This window comes from Zobellia barbeyronii (genome assembly GCF_018603515.1).
GTDB lineage: Bacteria > Bacteroidota > Bacteroidia > Flavobacteriales > Flavobacteriaceae > Zobellia > Zobellia barbeyronii.
On the sequence record NZ_JACATN010000003.1, the window covers coordinates 112137 to 130691 of the forward strand.

General features: G+C 37.0%; 11 protein-coding genes. 4 read left to right on the forward strand and 7 right to left on the reverse strand.

Features of this window, described 5'->3' with window-relative positions:
• Nucleotides 1–320: 320 nt before the first annotated feature.
• The 4 genes from HW347_RS09085 to HW347_RS09100 all read right to left on the reverse strand — a co-directional run bounded on the left by HW347_RS09085 (nt 321) and on the right by HW347_RS09100 (nt 3733).
• Nucleotides 321–686, reverse strand: a complete 366-nt coding sequence (locus tag HW347_RS09085) for a hypothetical protein (RefSeq protein ID WP_225901883.1) — start codon at nt 684–686, stop codon at nt 321–323.
• Nucleotides 687–715: 29 nt separating this feature from the next.
• On the reverse strand, nt 716–1126 hold the full coding sequence (locus HW347_RS09090; RefSeq protein ID WP_214611589.1) for a GreA/GreB family elongation factor: 411 nt from the start codon (nt 1124–1126) through the stop codon (nt 716–718).
• A gap of 193 nt (nt 1127–1319) precedes the next feature.
• Nucleotides 1320–2645, reverse strand: a complete 1326-nt coding sequence (locus HW347_RS09095; protein WP_214612132.1) for a sigma-54-dependent transcriptional regulator — start codon at nt 2643–2645, stop codon at nt 1320–1322.
• A complete protein-coding gene (locus HW347_RS09100) occupies nt 2645–3733 on the reverse strand; it encodes a sensor histidine kinase (protein WP_214611590.1) in 1089 nt (362 codons plus the stop codon). Before HW347_RS09100 ends, HW347_RS09095 begins: the two co-directional genes overlap by 1 nt.
• Nucleotides 3734–4162: 429 nt before the next feature.
• On the opposite strand from HW347_RS09100, the gene HW347_RS09105 reads away from it, so the two are divergent.
• The 4 genes from HW347_RS09105 to HW347_RS09120 all read left to right on the forward strand — a co-directional run bounded on the left by HW347_RS09105 (nt 4163) and on the right by HW347_RS09120 (nt 12766).
• The gene (locus tag HW347_RS09105) at nt 4163–6817 is read left to right on the forward strand and encodes a PAS domain-containing sensor histidine kinase (RefSeq protein WP_214611591.1); all 2655 of its coding nucleotides are present in this window, start codon (nt 4163–4165) and stop codon (nt 6815–6817) included.
• Nucleotides 6818–6821: 4 nt separating this feature from the next.
• The gene (locus HW347_RS09110; protein ID WP_214611592.1) at nt 6822–7220 is read left to right on the forward strand and encodes a response regulator; all 399 of its coding nucleotides are present in this window, start codon (nt 6822–6824) and stop codon (nt 7218–7220) included.
• A 562-nt stretch (nt 7221–7782) separates the two neighbouring features.
• Nucleotides 7783–10986, forward strand: coding sequence for a SusC/RagA family TonB-linked outer membrane protein (locus HW347_RS09115; RefSeq protein WP_214611593.1), 3204 nt, complete (start codon nt 7783–7785; stop codon nt 10984–10986).
• A 73-nt stretch (nt 10987–11059) separates the two neighbouring features.
• Nucleotides 11060–12766: a RagB/SusD family nutrient uptake outer membrane protein gene (locus tag HW347_RS09120; RefSeq protein ID WP_214611594.1), complete on the forward strand. Its 1707-nt coding sequence runs from the start codon at nt 11060–11062 to the stop codon at nt 12764–12766.
• A gap of 191 nt (nt 12767–12957) precedes the next feature.
• Here HW347_RS09120 and HW347_RS09125 read toward each other — a convergent pair whose 3' ends face one another.
• The 3 genes from HW347_RS09125 to HW347_RS09135 are packed head-to-tail and all read right to left on the reverse strand — an operon-like array spanning nt 12958 to nt 18310.
• Nucleotides 12958–14799, reverse strand: coding sequence for an arylsulfatase (locus tag HW347_RS09125; protein ID WP_214611595.1), 1842 nt, complete (start codon nt 14797–14799; stop codon nt 12958–12960).
• 3 nt (nt 14800–14802) lie between these two features.
• Complete coding sequence (locus tag HW347_RS09130; protein ID WP_214611596.1) at nt 14803–16410, reverse strand: sulfatase family protein; 1608 nt, start codon at nt 16408–16410, stop codon at nt 14803–14805.
• A 31-nt stretch (nt 16411–16441) separates the two neighbouring features.
• A complete protein-coding gene (locus tag HW347_RS09135; RefSeq protein WP_214611597.1) occupies nt 16442–18310 on the reverse strand; it encodes a sulfatase-like hydrolase/transferase in 1869 nt (622 codons plus the stop codon).
• Between the last annotated feature and the right edge of the window lie 245 nt (nt 18311–18555).

Sequence of the window (18555 nt, forward strand, 5' to 3'; positions counted from 1 at the left end):
TATACTTAAAATAAGACCTTTGCGGCCTTTCGATTTCTAATAATTCGTTTCGATTCCGGTTTTCTCCGTACCGAGCGATTGTTTTCTATTGGCCCATCCTCAAAGAGATGTATATATTCACTACACGAGCTAATAGTATTTTTATTTGTAGTGATTACACAATGCGTAACGTACCTACACGTACTGCAAATACTTCTGTTATACCCATTCATTTTATAATTTGATTAAATATTTTAAGTACAAAATCTACCCGATATGCCTGAGAATTCAACAAAACTCAGGTGCGGACAACCGGGTAGATCTTAGTCACCACTATCAAACTAATTCATTAGCAATTCACCTGCTGCAAGTGCATTGTTTATATCTGCTGAAACAACGGTATGACTTCCAAAGAAACGACCACCGTCTTTACGCTTTATTTTTATTTTGGTAGAACCATCCTTTTCCGTTTCTACTGCGGTTACCACAACTCTATCTCCCTTTAGTCCTTTATAATTTGCCAAACCACCTCGTTTTATTATAAAATTGGCCCTTGGAAAATTTATATGTTTATAATCCATGCGCTTAGATGTACCTATTTCAAGTACATCACCAATCTGAACGTTTGACGTGTTAGTTTTTACTTCTTCCTGTGCCTGTAATAAACTTGCCGAAAACAATAAGGCAAATGCAAATTTCTTCATCATCTATTTTATGTTTAAGTTAAAAAATGGTGTTACACTTCTACTTTTTCCAGCTTTAGATTACCCACTTTACTTATTTTTAAAGAAACACTATCTGCCGGAGGTCCGTAGTTTATGATATCATCTTCTGATTTACCAATAACCAAAGAACCCATAGTGCTTGTAACGGATACCTTTCCGTTCTTGGGGTCATTATTTAGAGGAGAAACTAATTGAAAAGTATACTCGAATTTTGAAATACTAGAAACAGTAACCATTGAATTAAAACCAATGGTATCATCGGGCATATCTTTCTCTTCTAAGATTAATGCTGTTTTTAGATTATCCTCTAAAGTGTCTAGCGCATCTTTATGTGAATAATCTTCTATGTAGAGATTATGCTTTAGGTATTTTTTTAAAACCCTATAATCCTTCCTCTCCAAAACTAGACTACCATACTTCATACGCTTTACTTTTCAATTATATCATCTCTAACTGATGACTTACCAAAAAGCAAAACATATGCCTTTCAGAAGAAAAATATTTGCATACAAATACAACCCACTGAATATCAGTAGATAAATAAAAAATAATTTTTTTAAGAGGAAATATAAAGTGAGGAAAATTTACCCGGTTGAGTACGTTTTCCCCATATAATTACTTAAGTTTTTCACGTAAGGTTTTACGATCTATTTGAAGAATTTCGGCTGCTTTAGTTTTGTTGCCTTGCGTGTGAAGAAGTACGCGCTGCAGGTACTCTTTTTCCATTTCCCGTAAAGGTTTAAAGTCGTTTTCAGGAAAATCTATTCGGAATTTTAAAGCTTCGGGAAGGTCTTTAAGAGTGATAATGCCATCAGACATAATTACAGCACGTTGTACCACATTTTCTAGTTCTCTAATGTTACCGGGCCAGTTGTATCGTTTTAGAACGGCTAAAGCATCTGGAGAGATTTTCAGCAACCGATCTTTATACTCCACTCCATATTTCAACAAGAATTTATCGACCAATAATGGAATATCAGTTTTACGGTCTCGTAGAGGAGGTACTTCTATTTCTACAACGGTAAGACGATAGTACAAATCCTCCCTGAACCGGTTTTCTTTTATATCTGTCAATAAATCTGCATTTGTGGCGGCTATGATACGGATATCTACTTTCTCACTTTTTCTGGCACCTACTTTAGTGATTTCGCGCTCTTGTAAAGCTCGGAGTAATTTAGTCTGAACGGTTAGAGGTGCTGCTCCTATTTCGTCTAAAAAAAGAGTCCCACCTTCTGCAGCCTGAAAGAATCCTGTTCGGTTTTCATTAGCTCCTGTAAATGCTCCTTTTACATAACCAAAAAGTTCTGCTTCCAACAAATTTTCTGGGATTGCCCCACAATTGACCGCCACAAAAGGCGCTCGAGAAAACTTTCCGGAATAATGGATAGCCCGTGCTACAAGCTCTTTTCCTGTACCACTTTCCCCTTTTACCAAAACGGTAGCCTTATTATTTTTAACCCTTTCAATAACATCGGTAATTTTATGAAAGGCCTCTGATTCGCCTATCATTTCATTATGAACCGACTTATTTGCCATGACCGTTTTAGATTTCACAGCCTTACGACTCTTACCATGCTCAAAAGCTTTGTGCACGGCTAGTCTTAGCTCTTCTTTTGTAAAAGGCTTGGTCAAATAATCTGTAGCTCCGGATTTAATTACTTCCAAAGCACCATCTACAGAAGGGTAACCGGTAATAACGAGTTTGGGGATTTCCGGATAATGCTCATCGGTGAATTTTAATAATTGTAACCCATCTACCTCAGGCATTTGAATATCGGTTATCAGTAAATCAATAAACGTATCCTTAAGAACATAGAGGGCTTCTTTTACAGACACCGCTTTGTAGGTATGATAATCCATGGATTGCAAATGGCGCTGTAAAAGCTCCAAAATATTTACATCATCATCTACCAGTAGAATATTCTCTTTTTTAAGCATAATTACAATTTAGGAAAATCTAGAATGAAAATAGTCCCTTTTGGTTTATTGGGTTTATGCTCTATGGTTCCTTTATGGCTGCTAATAATACCATGAACAACACTTAGACCAAGTCCAGAACCTTCACCCAAGGGTTTGGTAGTAAAAAACGGTTCAAAAATCTTATCCTCTATTTTTGGGTCTATTCCCGTTCCTTCGTCAGAAATACATATTTGAATTTTCTTTCCTTTCTCAGAAATAGAAACACCAACGGTACCCTTATTTGGAGAATAATAAATTGCGTTCATTACCAAATTGAAAAGTACTTGGGTAAACTGAACTTTATCTGCCCGTAGCCGAATATCATCCGAGCCAAACTTTTTAGTCAGTTTAAGATTCTTTGCGCGTAGTGAAGGTGTTAATAATTTAAGCGTACTTTCTATAATAGGGTTTAATTCTACCGGCTGCATTTCTTGCGGCATTTCGCAAGCAAAAAACATTAATTTTTTTACTATCTCCCTGCTAAATATGGTATTCTCTACAATCTTGTCCAAATCACGTAATGCTCCCGCATCTCCTACCCTTTCTTTCAAAAGCTCCGTAAATCCCAAAATATTAGCCAATGGCGTATTAAGCTCGTGAGCTATTCCCGCTGTAATTTCACCTAAAATATGAAGCCGGTCTGTGCGCTCCATTTGGCGTTTTACTTTTGCCTCGCTTTCCCTTACCTGCTTTCTCTCAAGTAGATTTCCTATGGCTATGGCTACGTTATTCAAAAGGTCTTTTTCCTCCGCAAGAAAATCTGCATAAAAATATCTATCTTCTGGATATCCTACCTTAACAATACCACTAACCTTGTTGAATACTTTTATATCTGTATGCATTATGGTCATACTATCCCTATAACCTTCGGTTTCAATGGTGTACTCTCCTAAATTTAAATATACCTCGGCAACGGCATCAAACTGCCATGCATTTTTTAAGCAATATGCAATTGCTTCTAGGGAGATTTCCAATTGGTCAAAATCTGAATTTGCTATAATTGACGTTACCTCATAGAGGCAAGTCAATTCTTTAATCCGTTCTCTTAATTTGTCTTTAACCGTAGCCATGTGCAAGATATAAGTCTATTTACAAAGATGATATTTATAAGATACTTCTGCATCTTTTTTAGAAAATCTTGTGATTTTGAAAGGTATACTTTTCATCTAGAATCCTTTACAAATTTACTTTTTCTAAATGTGCTCGGGGAGATATAAATTTACTAAGGATTTTAAGTCCGAAGAAACGATTTTATTCGAGCTCAAAAAAGGTATAAATCACAAAGAGGTATAGAAAAAATTGCAATAATAATGATTGCAAATTATGGTGTTTGGTAGACAATAATAAAAACCTCTTTGGCATTACTTGTTGCTTTTGAAGTATATAACATCTAAGACGAATAATATTAAAATAAAAATCCTTTAAATATAAAATAAAACTTACATTTAATAGCTAAATTATTACTAACTTGAAAGTATATTCCTATAAAATTGCAAGATTTGGAGAAAACTACCAAAAAATCGAAATCTAAAATACCATACCACAAAATCTTTATTGAACAGGCACCGACAGCTATTGCTATGTTCGACAAAAACATGTGCTATATAGCCGCTTCTAATTGTTGGATAAAAGACTACAAACTACAGGGCATAGAAATCATTGGTCATTCCCATTATGATATTTTCCCAGAAATAACTCAAGGTTCAAAAGAACTTCACCAAGAATGTATAGACAAAGGAATTGATGTTTTTGATGAAATTCCTTTTACCTATAAAGATGGTACTGTAAAATTACTCTCTTGGAATATTCACGCTTGGTATGTTGGTAAAAATGAAATTGGAGGACTTTTTATTCATACCATAGATATTACTCCTAACAAAGAATATGAGTTAAAAAAGGCTAGAACCAAAGAAATTTTTGAGCAGACAAAAGAGACCGCAAAAATAGGCACTTGGGAAGAAAACCTTAGTACACAAAAAGTATATTGGAGTACCATGGTGAAGAAAATTTATGAGGTTTCAGATAATTATATCCCAACCTTAACTAATACATTAAATTTCTATGAGACAGATCAAAGTCTCCCACAGGTATCGTTTATAATTAATGAGGCTCTTCATAAAGGGTCTTCTTTTGATTATGAAGCTGAAATAATTACTGCAAAACATAACCGCAAATGGATTCGTGTTGTGGGAAAACCAGAAATAATTGACGGTAAAGTAACCCGGATATTTGGTATCATCCAAGATATTAGCGCTGCTAAATCTGCCAGAACTCAACTAAGTCAAGCCCATGCCCAGCTAAAAGCCATATATAACTCAGAGTCAATTTCAATATTCTCTACAGATAGTACCGGTGTTATCAATCACTTTAACAAAGGTGCAGAACTACTTCTAGGGTATTCTGCCTCCGAAATGGAGCATAAAGAAAGTCCCATGACCTTTCTGCCAATGGATGAAGTAAATAAATTTAGGCGAGACATTGCTCTACAATACGGAAAGAATCCTGATAATTTTAGCCACTATAAAGATTTACCTGTTGAAAATGTAAACGATACCAGAGAATGGACCTACATCCGGAAAGATGGTTTAACAGTACCTGTACAATGTACGGTATCATCAGTAAAAGATGATTTAGGAAAAAATATTGGTTTCATAGTTGTGTCAACAGACATTTCTGATTTAAAAGCTTATCAGAATGAAATTCTTGCCAAAAACCAATTGCTAAATTTTGCCGAACAAATGACTATGATTGGGCATTGGCAGTGGAACTTAGCCAGTGAATCAGTAAAATGGTCTAAAAATCTGTATACCATAGCAGAAGTTGATACAAGTGTACAACCGGTCTTTGATACGTTCTTTAGTTTGGTTCATCCAGAAGACCAACCTTTAATTGCTGAAGTTGTTGACGATGCCATGCGAGACAAAAAATTTGAAAGCGTTACTATACGTTTGATTACCACTACGGGCAAAACCCGTATGGTACATATTGCAGGCGTGGCAGTTACAAATAATCAGGGAGAGGTTGTTGAGTTAATGGGCACGGCCCAAGACGTAACTGAGCTAAAAATGGTCGAAAAAAAATTAAAAGGCCTTTTAGAATCCGCTCCCGATGCTATCATGATAATTAATGAACAAGGTACCATCCAAATTATTAATAAACAGACGGAAACTTTATTCCAATGTTCTCCAGAAGAATTATTGAAAGAATTTATAGAAGATTTCATTCCTAACATATTACCTTTTATTAAGGCCGCTAAATTCTCTAATTCTAATAATACAAGACAGATTGGTGTTGTAGAAGAACTTATTGGTTTACGTAAAAACGGAGAAGAAGTACCTATTTCAATAAATATGGGACCTGTAGAATGGGAAGGTGAGCTAGTAATATCACTGGCTATACGAGATATTACTAAACAGAAGTCTGCAGAACGTAAGATTATTAAGGCCAAAGAAAACTTAGAAGTCTTAGCTCATAAATTAACTGAACAGAACAGACAGTTAGCAGATTTCACGCATATAACCTCTCATAACTTACGTTCACCAGTAAGTAACCTTAATTCTCTTTTAGACATTTATAAAACCACAGATGATGAAGTCCTAAAGGAAAGTTTGTTTGGAAAATTTGAAACGGTAATAAATCAACTCACCTTAACACTAAATACGCTAATTGAAGCGTTAAAAACAAAAGGTCCTCATACAGATGAAGATGTTGAAGAAATTGAGTTTGAAGAAGTCTTAAGCATAACCAAGGATTTGCTGGCCGGTGAAATACTAAAATCCGGTGCTTCTATTACCTCTGACTTCTCTAAATGCTCAAAAATTAAGTATCATAAAATATATTTAGAAAGTATTTTCTTGAATCTGATTAGTAATAGTATGAAGTACCGATCAAAAAGTCGCAAACCAGAAATAGAAATTAAAGCAACAGATCTAAATGGTAATATAAAGTTAGAATTCAGGGATAATGGTTTAGGCATAGATTTAGAACAACATGGCCATAAATTGTTTGGTTTAAATAAGGTTTTCCACAGACACCCAGATGCCAAGGGTGTTGGTTTATTCCTTACCAAATCTCAAATAGAGTCTATGGGAGGCACAATTAGTGCTTCCAGCAAAGTAGACGTTGGCACCACTTTTACTATAAATTTTAATTGAACAAATGAAAAGTACCCCTAAAATCTGTATTATAGATGATGATTATATCTATCGTTATACAGTGGTAAAAAAAATAGAAACCATGCATTTGGCAGCAAATACAATGGATTTTGAAGATGGAGAAGTGGCGTTGGCCTTTATATTAAAAAATCTTAAGATTGACTCAGAATTACCCGATGTTATCTTTCTAGATATTGATATGCCTGTTATGGATGGTTTTCAATTCATGAAAGAATTTTTAAAAATTGAAAGTCAGCTAAGTAAGAAAATAAATATCTATATGATTTCTTCTTCCTTAGATCCTATAGATATTGAAAGAGCTAAAAAAATTCATTCTATCTCTGACTACTTTGTAAAGCCCATAAAAGCCGAACAGCTTCAATCTGTATTTTCAGTATTATAAATAAATGATTATCAGTTAACTAACTATGAATAGTATTTTTACTTTTATCAAAGTTGATAAAAAATGATTGCCTTTTTTAATCAATAGGCTATTTCTACCCCTAATAGTACTTCTTACATTACGGATACTTGTCCGGTTTTATAATTTTCCATTAGATTCTTCCAAAAGAGTGATTACTTCTCCAGTATTTCATCTGCTTTGAGAGGATATGCTACTAATATTCTTCAAAAAAGTGAATTCTAAATTAGCATAAACTCAATTTAGGCACAATTTATCCACGAAAACCTTAAAAATGGTAAAATAGTGCAATCCCTAGTTAAATTTCGCAAATATCATCCTTCCTTTTTGTGGTTCATTTGTAAAAATTAAATGAGCATTATCAATTTAACAAACCAATCCAACTCCTTATGACCCTATTCCTCAATACTCTAAAAACTAAAACATAATTAATCAAAAAAAGGAAAGTGCGCTAACACTTCCCTTTTCGAAATTCATGCAACGCATGAAGTAAAGTAATACCCCATTGACTCTGGGGCATATTAACTCTAACTAATTCAAATTTATGAAAATTAAATGGTTTACTGATGCGGGTTGCCCAGGCAACTCCATCAAGAGATTACTCGTATTAAAGTTCGCGATAATCTTAATGGTAACGATTCCTGTCCAATCACACGCGTCTTCAGTTTTAACGGAATCTTCTTTAGAAAACGACCTCACCTCTAACCCTATTCAAAGAACTGTTACAGGTACGGTTTCTGATGCAATGGGACCATTGGCAGGTGTAACCATCCTTGTTAAAGGTAGCACTAATGGTACCTCAACAGATTTTGACGGTAATTATAGTATTGATGTTGATGATGACCAAACCACACTGGTTTATTCATACATAGGCTATTCATCAAAAGAAATTCAAGTAGGTAGTCAAACAGAAATAAATGTAACTCTAGAAGAGGACGCCGCTAAATTGGATGAAGTAGTTGTTCTGGGGTATACTACCCGTAAAAAGGGAGAACTTACAGGCTCTGTAAGTACCGTTAGTTCTGAGCAAATTGCTAAGGCCGGTAATAAAGATTTAGCCAAATCTCTTTCTGGTACAGTACCAGGTTTGATAATAGCAGATAGAGGTGGTTTACCTGGATCAACAGATGGTGATGATATTACACTGCTGATACGTGGTAAGTCTACTTTAGGGAACAATTCCCCTCTAATTTTAATTGATGGAATTACAGCCAGTAGTTTCTCGCATTTAGCTCCACAAGATATTGAGTCCCTAACGGTTCTAAAAGATGGTGCTGCGGCTATTTATGGTGCTAGAGCTGCTAACGGCGTTATTTTAATTACTACCAAAAGAGGTAAAACCGGTAAACCAAAAATCAATTTAAGTTCTTCTTATAATGTATCTCGGTTTTCGGTTGCTCCTAATTTAATGTCTTCAGAGCAGTATGCTATTTATAATAATGAAATAGCACAGAGAAATGGTACTCCACTACCCTACACACAAGGACAGATAAATAATTACGCATCTGGTTCAGACCCTCTAAATTTTCCTGATACGGATTGGGCCGATCTTACTTTCGCCAAATCTTCACCTGAATCACGTAACTCAGTTTCTATTTCTGGAGGTAGTGATAATGTAAAGTATTTTGTTAGTGGTGATTTTATCAGTCAAACTGGTATGTACAAATCAGGCGACCTAAATTTTAAACAAAAGCAGGTACGCTCTAATATTGACATCAACCTAACCGATAACTTTAAAATTGGTGTTGACCTTTCCGGTAGGTTTGGAGATAGAAACCAACCAGGCGCAAGTGTAGGTGAAATCTATAGTCGTATCAATACCAACGAGCCTACAGAAGTTGGTATTTATCCTAACGGCTTGCCTGGATGGGGTGGTGAAAATGGAGCTAATCCATATGTAATGTCTACCCAACAATCTGGTTTTACAAAAAGAACCGATAACGAACTGCGCGGAAGATTTTCTTACGATTGGAACCTAGATAATTTTGTATCCGGCTTAAGCTTAAAAGGTTTTGCAGGGGTTAATAGAATGAATAATGATGTAAAAGCTTGGTACACCCCTTGGACCGTTTATACGTATCAAGAAAGTACCAATGACTATACTCCATCTCAAGGTTTTGCGCAAGGACAAGGTTCACAACGCACATTACGTGAAAGCTTTTGGAAGTATGATGAATTGCTTTTAAACTCTACGCTTCACTACTCAAAATCTTTGGGTGACAATCACTCTATTAGCAGTTTTATAGGTATTGAGCAATCTACTTCTAATCAACGCTCTTTTTGGGCAGAAAGAAGAGGTTTCCCTACTTCTGAACACAGTGAGCTTTTTGCAGGAAGTGATGAAGGTCAACAATCTTATGGAGAATCTCAAGAATGGGCCCGCCTCAATTACTTCGGTTCTTTTTCTTATGATTTTAAGAAGAAATACTTTTTGGACCTTACCGTACGTCATGATGGTTCCAGTAATTTTGGTCCTGGAAAACGGTTTGGTACTTTTCCTGGAGTTGCCGCTTCATGGGCCATAAATAAGGAATCTTTTCTTGAAAATGTAGAATGGCTTAATGCCCTAAAAATAAGAGCTTCTTGGGCAAAAATGGGTAATGACCGTATTGCTCCTTTTCAATATTTAACTCGTTACAACTATGGTGGGCCTACAAATAATGCACAGCCTAACTATGCTATTTTTGGCGCTCCAGGTGTAAGCTACAATGGGTACACCAGTGCCAACGTACCTAACGAAAATATTACGTGGGAGACGGCATACATGAAAAATATTGGACTGAACTTTACCTTGTTTGACAACAAACTTTCTGGTGATGTTAACTACTTCTACCAAAACAGAGAAGATATTCTTGTAACACGTGCCGCTGCTATTCCAGACGCAGCTGGTATTACTCTACCGGCAGAGAATATTGGGAAAGTAGATAACTTTGGTTGGGAAGTAGAATTAGGATGGAACGATAAAATAGGTGAAAACTGGGGCTATAATTTGGGTGCCAATTTCACACAGGCAAAGAACGAAGTGGTGTTCTTATCCGAAGCAGCAGATGTTCCCGATTGGAGAAAAAGAGAAGGACATTCTCTAGACTCCTATATTACCTATCCTACCGCAGGTATATTTAGAGATCAAGCTCAAGTAGATGCTACTGAAACAAAATTAGACGGTACTGTTGAAGGTGAACCTATCTATTTGGACACGGACGGAAATGGTGAAATAAACGCCAATGACCGTGTTCGAGCCTACTCTTCTAATGTTCCTGAAATACAGTTCGGTTTCTATGGCGGATTTAATTATAAAGATTTTGACTTCAGTTTCTTGTTTCAAGGACAAGCCGAAGCTGAAATGCTGATTTTCTTTGAGCGTCCAGGAGCTCGACCAGACTATCTTTTTGACCAAAGATGGACCCCAGAAAACCGAACAGCAAGTTACCCAAGAGCATACGCAACAGGAGATAAATTTAGCGGTAACCAAAGTGGAAGTGCCGAAAATTTTGAAGGTGCAGACTTCTGGCTACATGATGCCTCTTTTGTACGATTGAAGCAATTAGAGCTTGGTTACACCTTCCATAAGGAAGATATTAAACTAGGGGATTTAAAGATATTCGTAAGAGGTTATAATATGCTGACTTTGTTCTCTGACGTAGCCGATTTAGGTTTAGATCCAGAGGCTAACGGCTACTATGATTTTAGAGAGAGTACCTACCCATCATTGCAGACCTATACTTTAGGGCTTAACCTAAGTTTCTAATCTGTCATGAAGTATAACCAAGCTTTGTTAAGCTTAAGGTGTGAATGAACGATAACAAAAAATTAAAACTGAAATGAAATATATTAATATAAAGCAATTTGGGGTCTTGATTGCCCTTTTTGCGACAATAGGTTGTGAAGATGTATTGGATACAGAAGCTTCTGATGCTTTCACCGAAGACATTATTTACAGTGAACCTGATCAGGTAGAAAGATTGGTTTACCCAGTTTACAACAGTACCGAAAGTTGGGGTTTAAACAAAGCGCAATGGTGGTCTAGAAGATTTAATATTGAAGTGGGTTCTTTTGAAGCTAAGTTCAACTTTAATGATTTGGACCAACTCAGATTAAGAGCAGGTTGGTCTCCCAGTAACGTAGGAGTTCTTGCCCAAAAGTGGAGCACTTATTGGGATTATGTTCGTTTAGCCAATGAATTTTTAGATCGTATAGATGAAAGTGAAGCTATGAAAACCGACCCTGATAAAGTCGCTATTCTTAAAGCTGAAATGAAATTCCTTCGCGCTAATATTTACAGCAAGCTCATTAAATACTATGGTGGTGTCCCTATTTTAGAAAACGCCTTAGGTCTTGATGCCGATTTTGCATTGGTAAGAAATAGCTATGAAGAATGTGTATATTTCATTGTAAAAGAACTTGATGAAGCTGCCGCTGTTCTTCCTGAAACCCGTCCGGATAATGAATTTGGCCGTGCTACTAAATTAGCAGCTATGGCTGTAAAATCCCGTACCCTTCTTTATGCTGCCAGTACATTACATGACCCAGCTACTGAACCAAGCGGTCCGTTGTATGATTATGCAAAAGCTAGTAAATGGCAAGATGCTTCAGATGCAGCCAAAGACATTATAGACTTAGTTGGTACTCGTGACCTTATTGCTGTTGCAAACGCCAAGGAGTATCAGAATCTATTTTTATCGCCTAATCAGGATATACTATTCGCTCGTGCCTATAGTGGACTTTATTATGATTTTGGGACTGATGCCAACTCATTATGGAACCAGACCCAAGCGCCAAGTGGTTATGGAGGTTGGGCGCTATCTTCACCTACGCATAATTTTGCCCTATTGTTTAACATGGCCGATGGAAGCAGTACGGACGAAGCTGGTTATGACCCTGCTAACCCTAATGCTAATCGTGAGATGCGTTTTTATGCCGATTTATTTTACCAAGGTTCAGACTTTAGAGGGAGAACGGTTGATTACGCTTTGGCGGATAATCCAAGTGTGGCTACGCCACATGGTTTAGATTCCCCAGAAGGTCTGGGCAATACGGGACATTCTTCAAAAACGGGTTATAATATTAGAAAATTTCAAGATGAAAGTGTCGGCATGACCGACATTTCTCCTAGTCGTCCTTTTATACTTTATCGTTTGGCTGAGATTTATTTGAATTATGCCGAAGCTCAGTATGAATTAGGTCAAGAAGGAACTGCTCGTGAGTTTGCAAGCAAAGTAGCTACGAGAGGCTTACAACCTGCAATTACTGCCTCAGGTACCGATTTACTTGAAGCTATCAAAAGAGAAAGAAGAATAGAGTTGGCTTTTGAAGGTCATAATTTCTTTGATGAAAGACGATGGATGAACGAAGACCACCTTGGTTTTGATATTAAAGGTCTTAAATGGACGAAAGCCACAGATGGTAACTTGACCAATGAAGAATACACCGTAGTTGAAAGACCATGGTTTGAAAGACAATATTACCTACCAATACCACAGTCCGAAGTTGAAAAAGCGCCTTCAATGGTACAAAATACTGGTTACTAAATAATTGGTTAAGAGTAGAGAATACTATATATAAAGTTGTTTGTTGAGTTAGTTTGTTACCAGAGAGTCTAGTTACTCTCTGGTTTTTTTATATCCAAAGTATAATTTTCATGAATCAACAAAAACAAAAAGAGGAACAACCCGTTTTTGCCGGTTGTTCCTCTTTTTAATAACAATGAACTCAGAAGAGCTTATCTCGTTCGCTCTAATATAGGAGTAGCATCAACCTTTCTTACATACATATAAAAAGCGCCAAAACGAACGTCATCCTCACCAATAAAATCGGCATACAATCGCTTACGACCTTTCACCAAATACGTATTAAAAGGAACGTTGTCAGCTTTCATATCTACAGGCATATCTAAATGCAGTGCATCTATATCTATGCTTGCTTGTTTAATAGGAAGCACTACTCCTTCAGGCTGGGGAACATACCATTTTTCACGCTTACCTAATTCTGGAGTTGTATCATCAAAACCTAGATTAGATTCTTTTGGCCATCTTCTCAATTCAACTTCATAATAACCATCTTGCTGCACATCGATCATATAAAATCCATTAGCAAAGGCAGGCTTTTTACCAGATTCAGGACTACGAATATAAGATTGGTTCCAAGCTAAAGGCTCTGAACTATGTAAATCATGAACGGTAATAGTTGTTTCCGATATTCCCGGTTCGCCAATTTTATAGGCTTCATAATGTGAAAAATCTCGTGAAATATAAGTCCACCATTTTTCATAGGCATCACGCATATCCTTAACTTTTTCCGCGTTTTTTGATGCAACATCTTTTTCTTGACCTGGGTCTTTTTTAATGTTGTATAATTCTTTGCCGTCTATTAGTCTCCAATCATCATCCATAACAGCACTCATGTGCCATTTTATGGGCTGCTGTAAACGGTTGTTGTCTACCACACAATAACGGTGCGGAATAGTTTGTGTCTCATTTTCTAATACCGGTGCTAAGCTATTGCCATCATAACCAAGACTCGGAACACTTCCTAAATCACACAGATCTATTAATGTTGGTAGTATATCAAAATTCATGGCCAATTGATCTATAGAACGACCTCCTGTTAACTTACCATCTTTCCAACGCATGAAGAAAGGTACGCGATGTCCTCCTTCGTACTGCGAGCCCTTATGACCTCTCATTCCTGCATTAAAACCTTCTACTTTACCCTTTACTTCCCTATGACCTGTAGACGTACCGTTATCGGTCATGAAAATTAATATGGTATTGTCTTTCAGACCCAACTCATCTAGTTTTTTGTCTAGAAGAGCCATATTATCATCAATATTGGTAATCATACCATAATAGGCCTTTTGAGTATCGTTGATCGAACTTTCGTTCTTGTACATATCGTAATACTTCTCAGGTACGTTCATAGGACCGTGAGGTGCATTCAATGAGATATAGACGAAAAAAGGATTGTCTTTTTTTCGTTCCATAAAGTCCATTGCCTCAGAGAAAAAGACGTCTGTACAATACCCCTCAAATTTTTCCGGAGTACCATTACGCCAGTACGTATCATCAAAATAATCGTTCTGCCAGTAATCCGGTGTTTGGCCTACACCACCACCACCGTGCACTACGGTTTCTTGAAAACCTCTATCCTCAGGACGATATGGGAAAGCATCACCTAAATGCCATTTTCCATACATTCCCGTAACGTATCCGTTCTCCTCAAATACTTGAGGCATCAACACAAACTTATCCCTAAGAAGACTTGCTCCTCCAATAGTATGCCAGACCCCTGCACGGTTTCCATCTGCTCCTGTAAGTAACCCTGATCGACTAGGAGCACAAGTTGTACCACTGTGAAAGTTCGTAAAGTGAACTCCCTCATTGTACATTTTGTCCATTGATGGTGTTTTTATGACTTTATTGCCGTGAGCGGCAACATCTCCATATCCTTGATCATCTGTCAAAATAATAATAACATTGGGCTTTTCATTTTGAGCAGCCACTACCGTACCCAAAAGGCTACAGCCCAGTATCAATCCGTATGATACCTTCTTAAGTATTCCCATTTTCTAGTTTTTATGAATGTTCTTGTTTTTTTTCTTGTTCCCCTCTTTCTCAAGCAACTGACTATAGGTGAGTTGACGATACTGTTTCTTCTTGCTCTCCGGAGCGTTTCTATCAAATAAAACAGCGTATTTTCCGTAATCATTGGCTTTCATTCCATCTTTCACCAAAACCTTATATCGTTCATCATAAAGTTTCCTCATATTTTTCAGTTGCGCCTTATAACTCTCATCTTTTGCTAGGTTATGCATTTCAAGTTTATCTTCTGATATATGAAATAATTCTTCTGTAGGCTGCATACGCTCATCTGTATATTGCCAGTAGATATATTTATAATCTTCAGTAACCACGGATAATGCCTGAATTTCATCATTACCCCACATATTGGTCAATGCCACATGGTCTCTTTTAATACCTGATTCTTTTTCTATTAAAGGCATTAGATTTTCCCCATCCATATTTTTAGGAACGTCAAGACCGGCATAAGTTAGGATAGTTGGAGCCATATCTATATTGGCTGTTATAGTCTTCCGTTTTACACCCTGTTGGTTTTTAGGTGCTCGTGGGTCGTAAATAATAAATGGCGATCTGGAAGCTTCCTCATACGGAAGTACTTTCCCGCCAAGATTATGGGCTCCGCAGCTATAGCCATTATCTCCTGTAAAAATAATGATGGTGTTCTTATCCATTCCTTGTTCCACTAAAGATTCGCGAATCATTCCAATGGCATAATCCACACCATGAATCAACTGATTGTATGCTCTAATTGCCTCTTGATAGGATGCTTCCGATTCTCTCCAAAAATCATATGAATTATACTGACGGCCAGATTTTGCCTGAGGTGACAAATGTTTAGCATTTTCTGCCCCGTAATTATCGGGCTTTTTGTACGTCTGCCCAGCATACACATCATCAAAGAAAGGGTCTGGTGTAAAAGGTAAATGAGGAGCCTTAAAACTGATGGACATACAGAACGGTTTTCCTGAACTTTTTGCTTCTTTTATAAAATCTCCTGCCCAAGCACCATATGCTCGTGTACTATGTGGATATTCTTTTGCGTACTCCGCAATAGTTGGATTTTTTGCCGTCTCATAGATGGTCTGTCCAGGTCCTCCCCCCCATTTATCAAAATAGCCTACTGGCAACCCATCTTCAATTTTTTCTGATGCTTCTCCCTCTAGAACAAAACCTACTTTACCCGCAAAACCTGTATAATAACCAGCGTTTTGCAATAGTACTGGATACGTGTTTTCGAACTTTTCTACGGCAAGATCGCCGTGCATGAAGTTACATCCTGTTTTATATTCATACATCCCCGTTAAAATGTTGGCCCTACTAGCCATACAGATAGAAGTGGTGTTATAGTGATTAAGAAAGAGAACACCATCCTTTGCCAGTTGATCCATATTTGGCGTTTTCACTTGGTCGTTTCCATAACATCCCGTGGCTACACTAGTCTGATCATCGGAAAGTAGAAATATAATGTTTGGACGATCTGTCTTTGCAGTTGATTTCTCATTCTCCTGAGCCATTAATAATGGCCCAGTAACTAAAAAAGCAAACAGCATAAATTGGTATACACCTGCTTTACAGATAAGTTTTAAATTAAGCATTTTGTTTTGTTTTAAAAGGATGAATCAATTCCTAGTTTGTTTGTGCACTTAAAAATTGGGTACGGCTCAATACTTCTGATTTTTCGCCCATAAAATCTGGGTTAATTCTATCCTGATCAATAGTGAATTTGTATCCGTAAGCATGCGAATTTAAAAGCACAACGGAGTTCAAAATCAATAATGCTTCAGTTTCATATTTGGCGGAATACAAAGCTTCCAACATAACCGGAGCTGGGTCTGCTACTTTGGTAAGCCCTAAAAATTCTGCAGCTCTTACCCTATTGATTCCCTGCACATCATTCTGTGCTATTTTTTTGATTGCCGGAGTTAACGCTTTTACCTCATCACCAAAACTACTGCATACAATTAGTGCCCAGTAACGCTGCCATGGATCCGAAGATCGCAATAACTCTTTTAATTGTGCTTGTACAGCAGTAGCATCTTCCAACATTAAGTTGGCCGTGGTTATATAATCTTGAATATCACCTTTGTGATTTCTTCCAAACTTTACAGGGTTATCAAATGCATTTTCTACCAAATAAAATTCGGGGTAGAAAGAAAGGTCAGGCATACCACTAATCCAATCATTTAAAAGACCGCGCATCTCTTTTAGGGTAGTTCCAAACTTAGAGTCAATGGCCAAATTTGTAGTTTCATACGGGTCATTTTCCACATCAAACAACATTTCCGGTGCACGAGATTTGAAAAAAGCGGACTGTACTTCATTCAACTTACCTTCTTCGTACATTTCCTCCCATTCTCCGTAGGCAGCCTGTTTGTAACGATATTCATTCATCAACCCATCAAAATTGAAAGGATTAAAATTTCTAATGTACTTGTACTTTCCTTTACGTACGGAACGCACCATATCATACTTTTCATCAAAGCGATCAGCATAACCATAGGTTACATTTTCTTCATTTAACTTCTCCGCATCAACTCCTTTACCCAAAAAGGATTTTCCGTCTATTTGCTCAGGTATTTCTATTCCAGCCAAGTTCAATACTGTTGGGGCCAAATCTATAAAACTAACAAAGCGATCTGTTTGACTTTCTCTCTTTAGATCCACCATATCTCTGTAATTCTCAGGAATCCTAACAACCATAGGCACATGAAGTCCTGTTTCATACAAATATCCTTTACTCCCCGGCAATACACCTCCATGATCTCCGTAATAGAAAATAAATGTGTTTTCTAACTGACCATCTGCTTCAAGTGCTTTTACGACCTCACCCAATTGACCATCCATTTCCGCAATTTTATCACGGTAACGGGCATTTGTATAACGAAAGAGCTTTGTGTTTGGGTGGGTAGGTTGCACCGTATAGTCGTCTACATTTGCTGCTGTAGGTGCATCTTCTATATCACTTTCCGGAAAATGAACTCGAGATTCATGCGTAGTTCCTATATTATGTACATAGAAAAAAGGTTGATTGTCCTTGCGGTTTTTCCAAGTTCCTTTTGACGAGGATTCGTCCCAAACATTATCGCTTTTAATAAAATTATAATCCTCTTTACTATTATTAACCGTGTAATAACCAGCTTCTCGTAAATATGCTGGAAACATTTGTAAAGAGTCTGGCATAGGCACTAGTTTTGAACGCCTATGAAACTGAGAACCTGTTCGTGGTGCATAGCAGCCAGATATAATGGTTGATCGCGCCACGCTACAAACTGGCGCATTGGAAAATGCTCTATTGAATTGTACCCCTTCTTTTGCCAAAGCTTCAATATTTGGCGTTTCAATCCCATTTTTATCAAATAGTTGTAGGTAGTGCTTTGAGTTGTCTTCCGAAACAATCCAAACAATATTTGGAGGAGAATGATTTACTTTATTTTGTCCTTTACAGGATAAACTCAACATCAGGATGAATACAGCAACTAGGGATTTGAATTCCATAAAACATAAGTTATTTTGAAGTTTGAACCAAATTAGAAAGTTCATTTGGTTCAAGCTTCAAAAGTGTAATATATCTTTTGAATTCTTTGCAACTATGGGCTTAAATTGTAGAACAAAAGTCTTTTGTATAGAAGTTGTTGCGTTTTTAGAGCCTATTTCTTTTCTTAAAACGAATAGTTTCAAAAAAAATTAATTGGGCAAATAATAGTGGAATAGAAAACTTGAAGTGCACGTTTTCTCCTTCC

What these genes read in the sequence shown, in the direction of transcription:
- HW347_RS09110 (WP_214611592.1), top strand. Translation starts at nt 6,822, where the DNA reads ATGAAAAGTACCCCTAAAATCTGTATTATAGATGATGATTATATCTAT.
- HW347_RS09125 (WP_214611595.1), bottom strand. Translation starts at nt 14,799, where the DNA reads ATGGGAATACTTAAGAAGGTATCATACGGATTGATACTGGGCTGTAGC.
- HW347_RS09115 (WP_214611593.1), top strand. Translation starts at nt 7,783, where the DNA reads ATGAAAATTAAATGGTTTACTGATGCGGGTTGCCCAGGCAACTCCATC.
- HW347_RS09100 (WP_214611590.1), bottom strand. Translation starts at nt 3,733, where the DNA reads ATGGCTACGGTTAAAGACAAATTAAGAGAACGGATTAAAGAATTGACT.
- HW347_RS09120 (WP_214611594.1), top strand. Translation starts at nt 11,060, where the DNA reads ATGAAATATATTAATATAAAGCAATTTGGGGTCTTGATTGCCCTTTTT.
- HW347_RS09085 (WP_225901883.1), bottom strand. Translation starts at nt 686, where the DNA reads ATGATGAAGAAATTTGCATTTGCCTTATTGTTTTCGGCAAGTTTATTA.
- HW347_RS09135 (WP_214611597.1), bottom strand. Translation starts at nt 18,310, where the DNA reads ATGGAATTCAAATCCCTAGTTGCTGTATTCATCCTGATGTTGAGTTTA.
- HW347_RS09130 (WP_214611596.1), bottom strand. Translation starts at nt 16,410, where the DNA reads ATGCTTAATTTAAAACTTATCTGTAAAGCAGGTGTATACCAATTTATG.
- HW347_RS09090 (WP_214611589.1), bottom strand. Translation starts at nt 1,126, where the DNA reads ATGAAGTATGGTAGTCTAGTTTTGGAGAGGAAGGATTATAGGGTTTTA.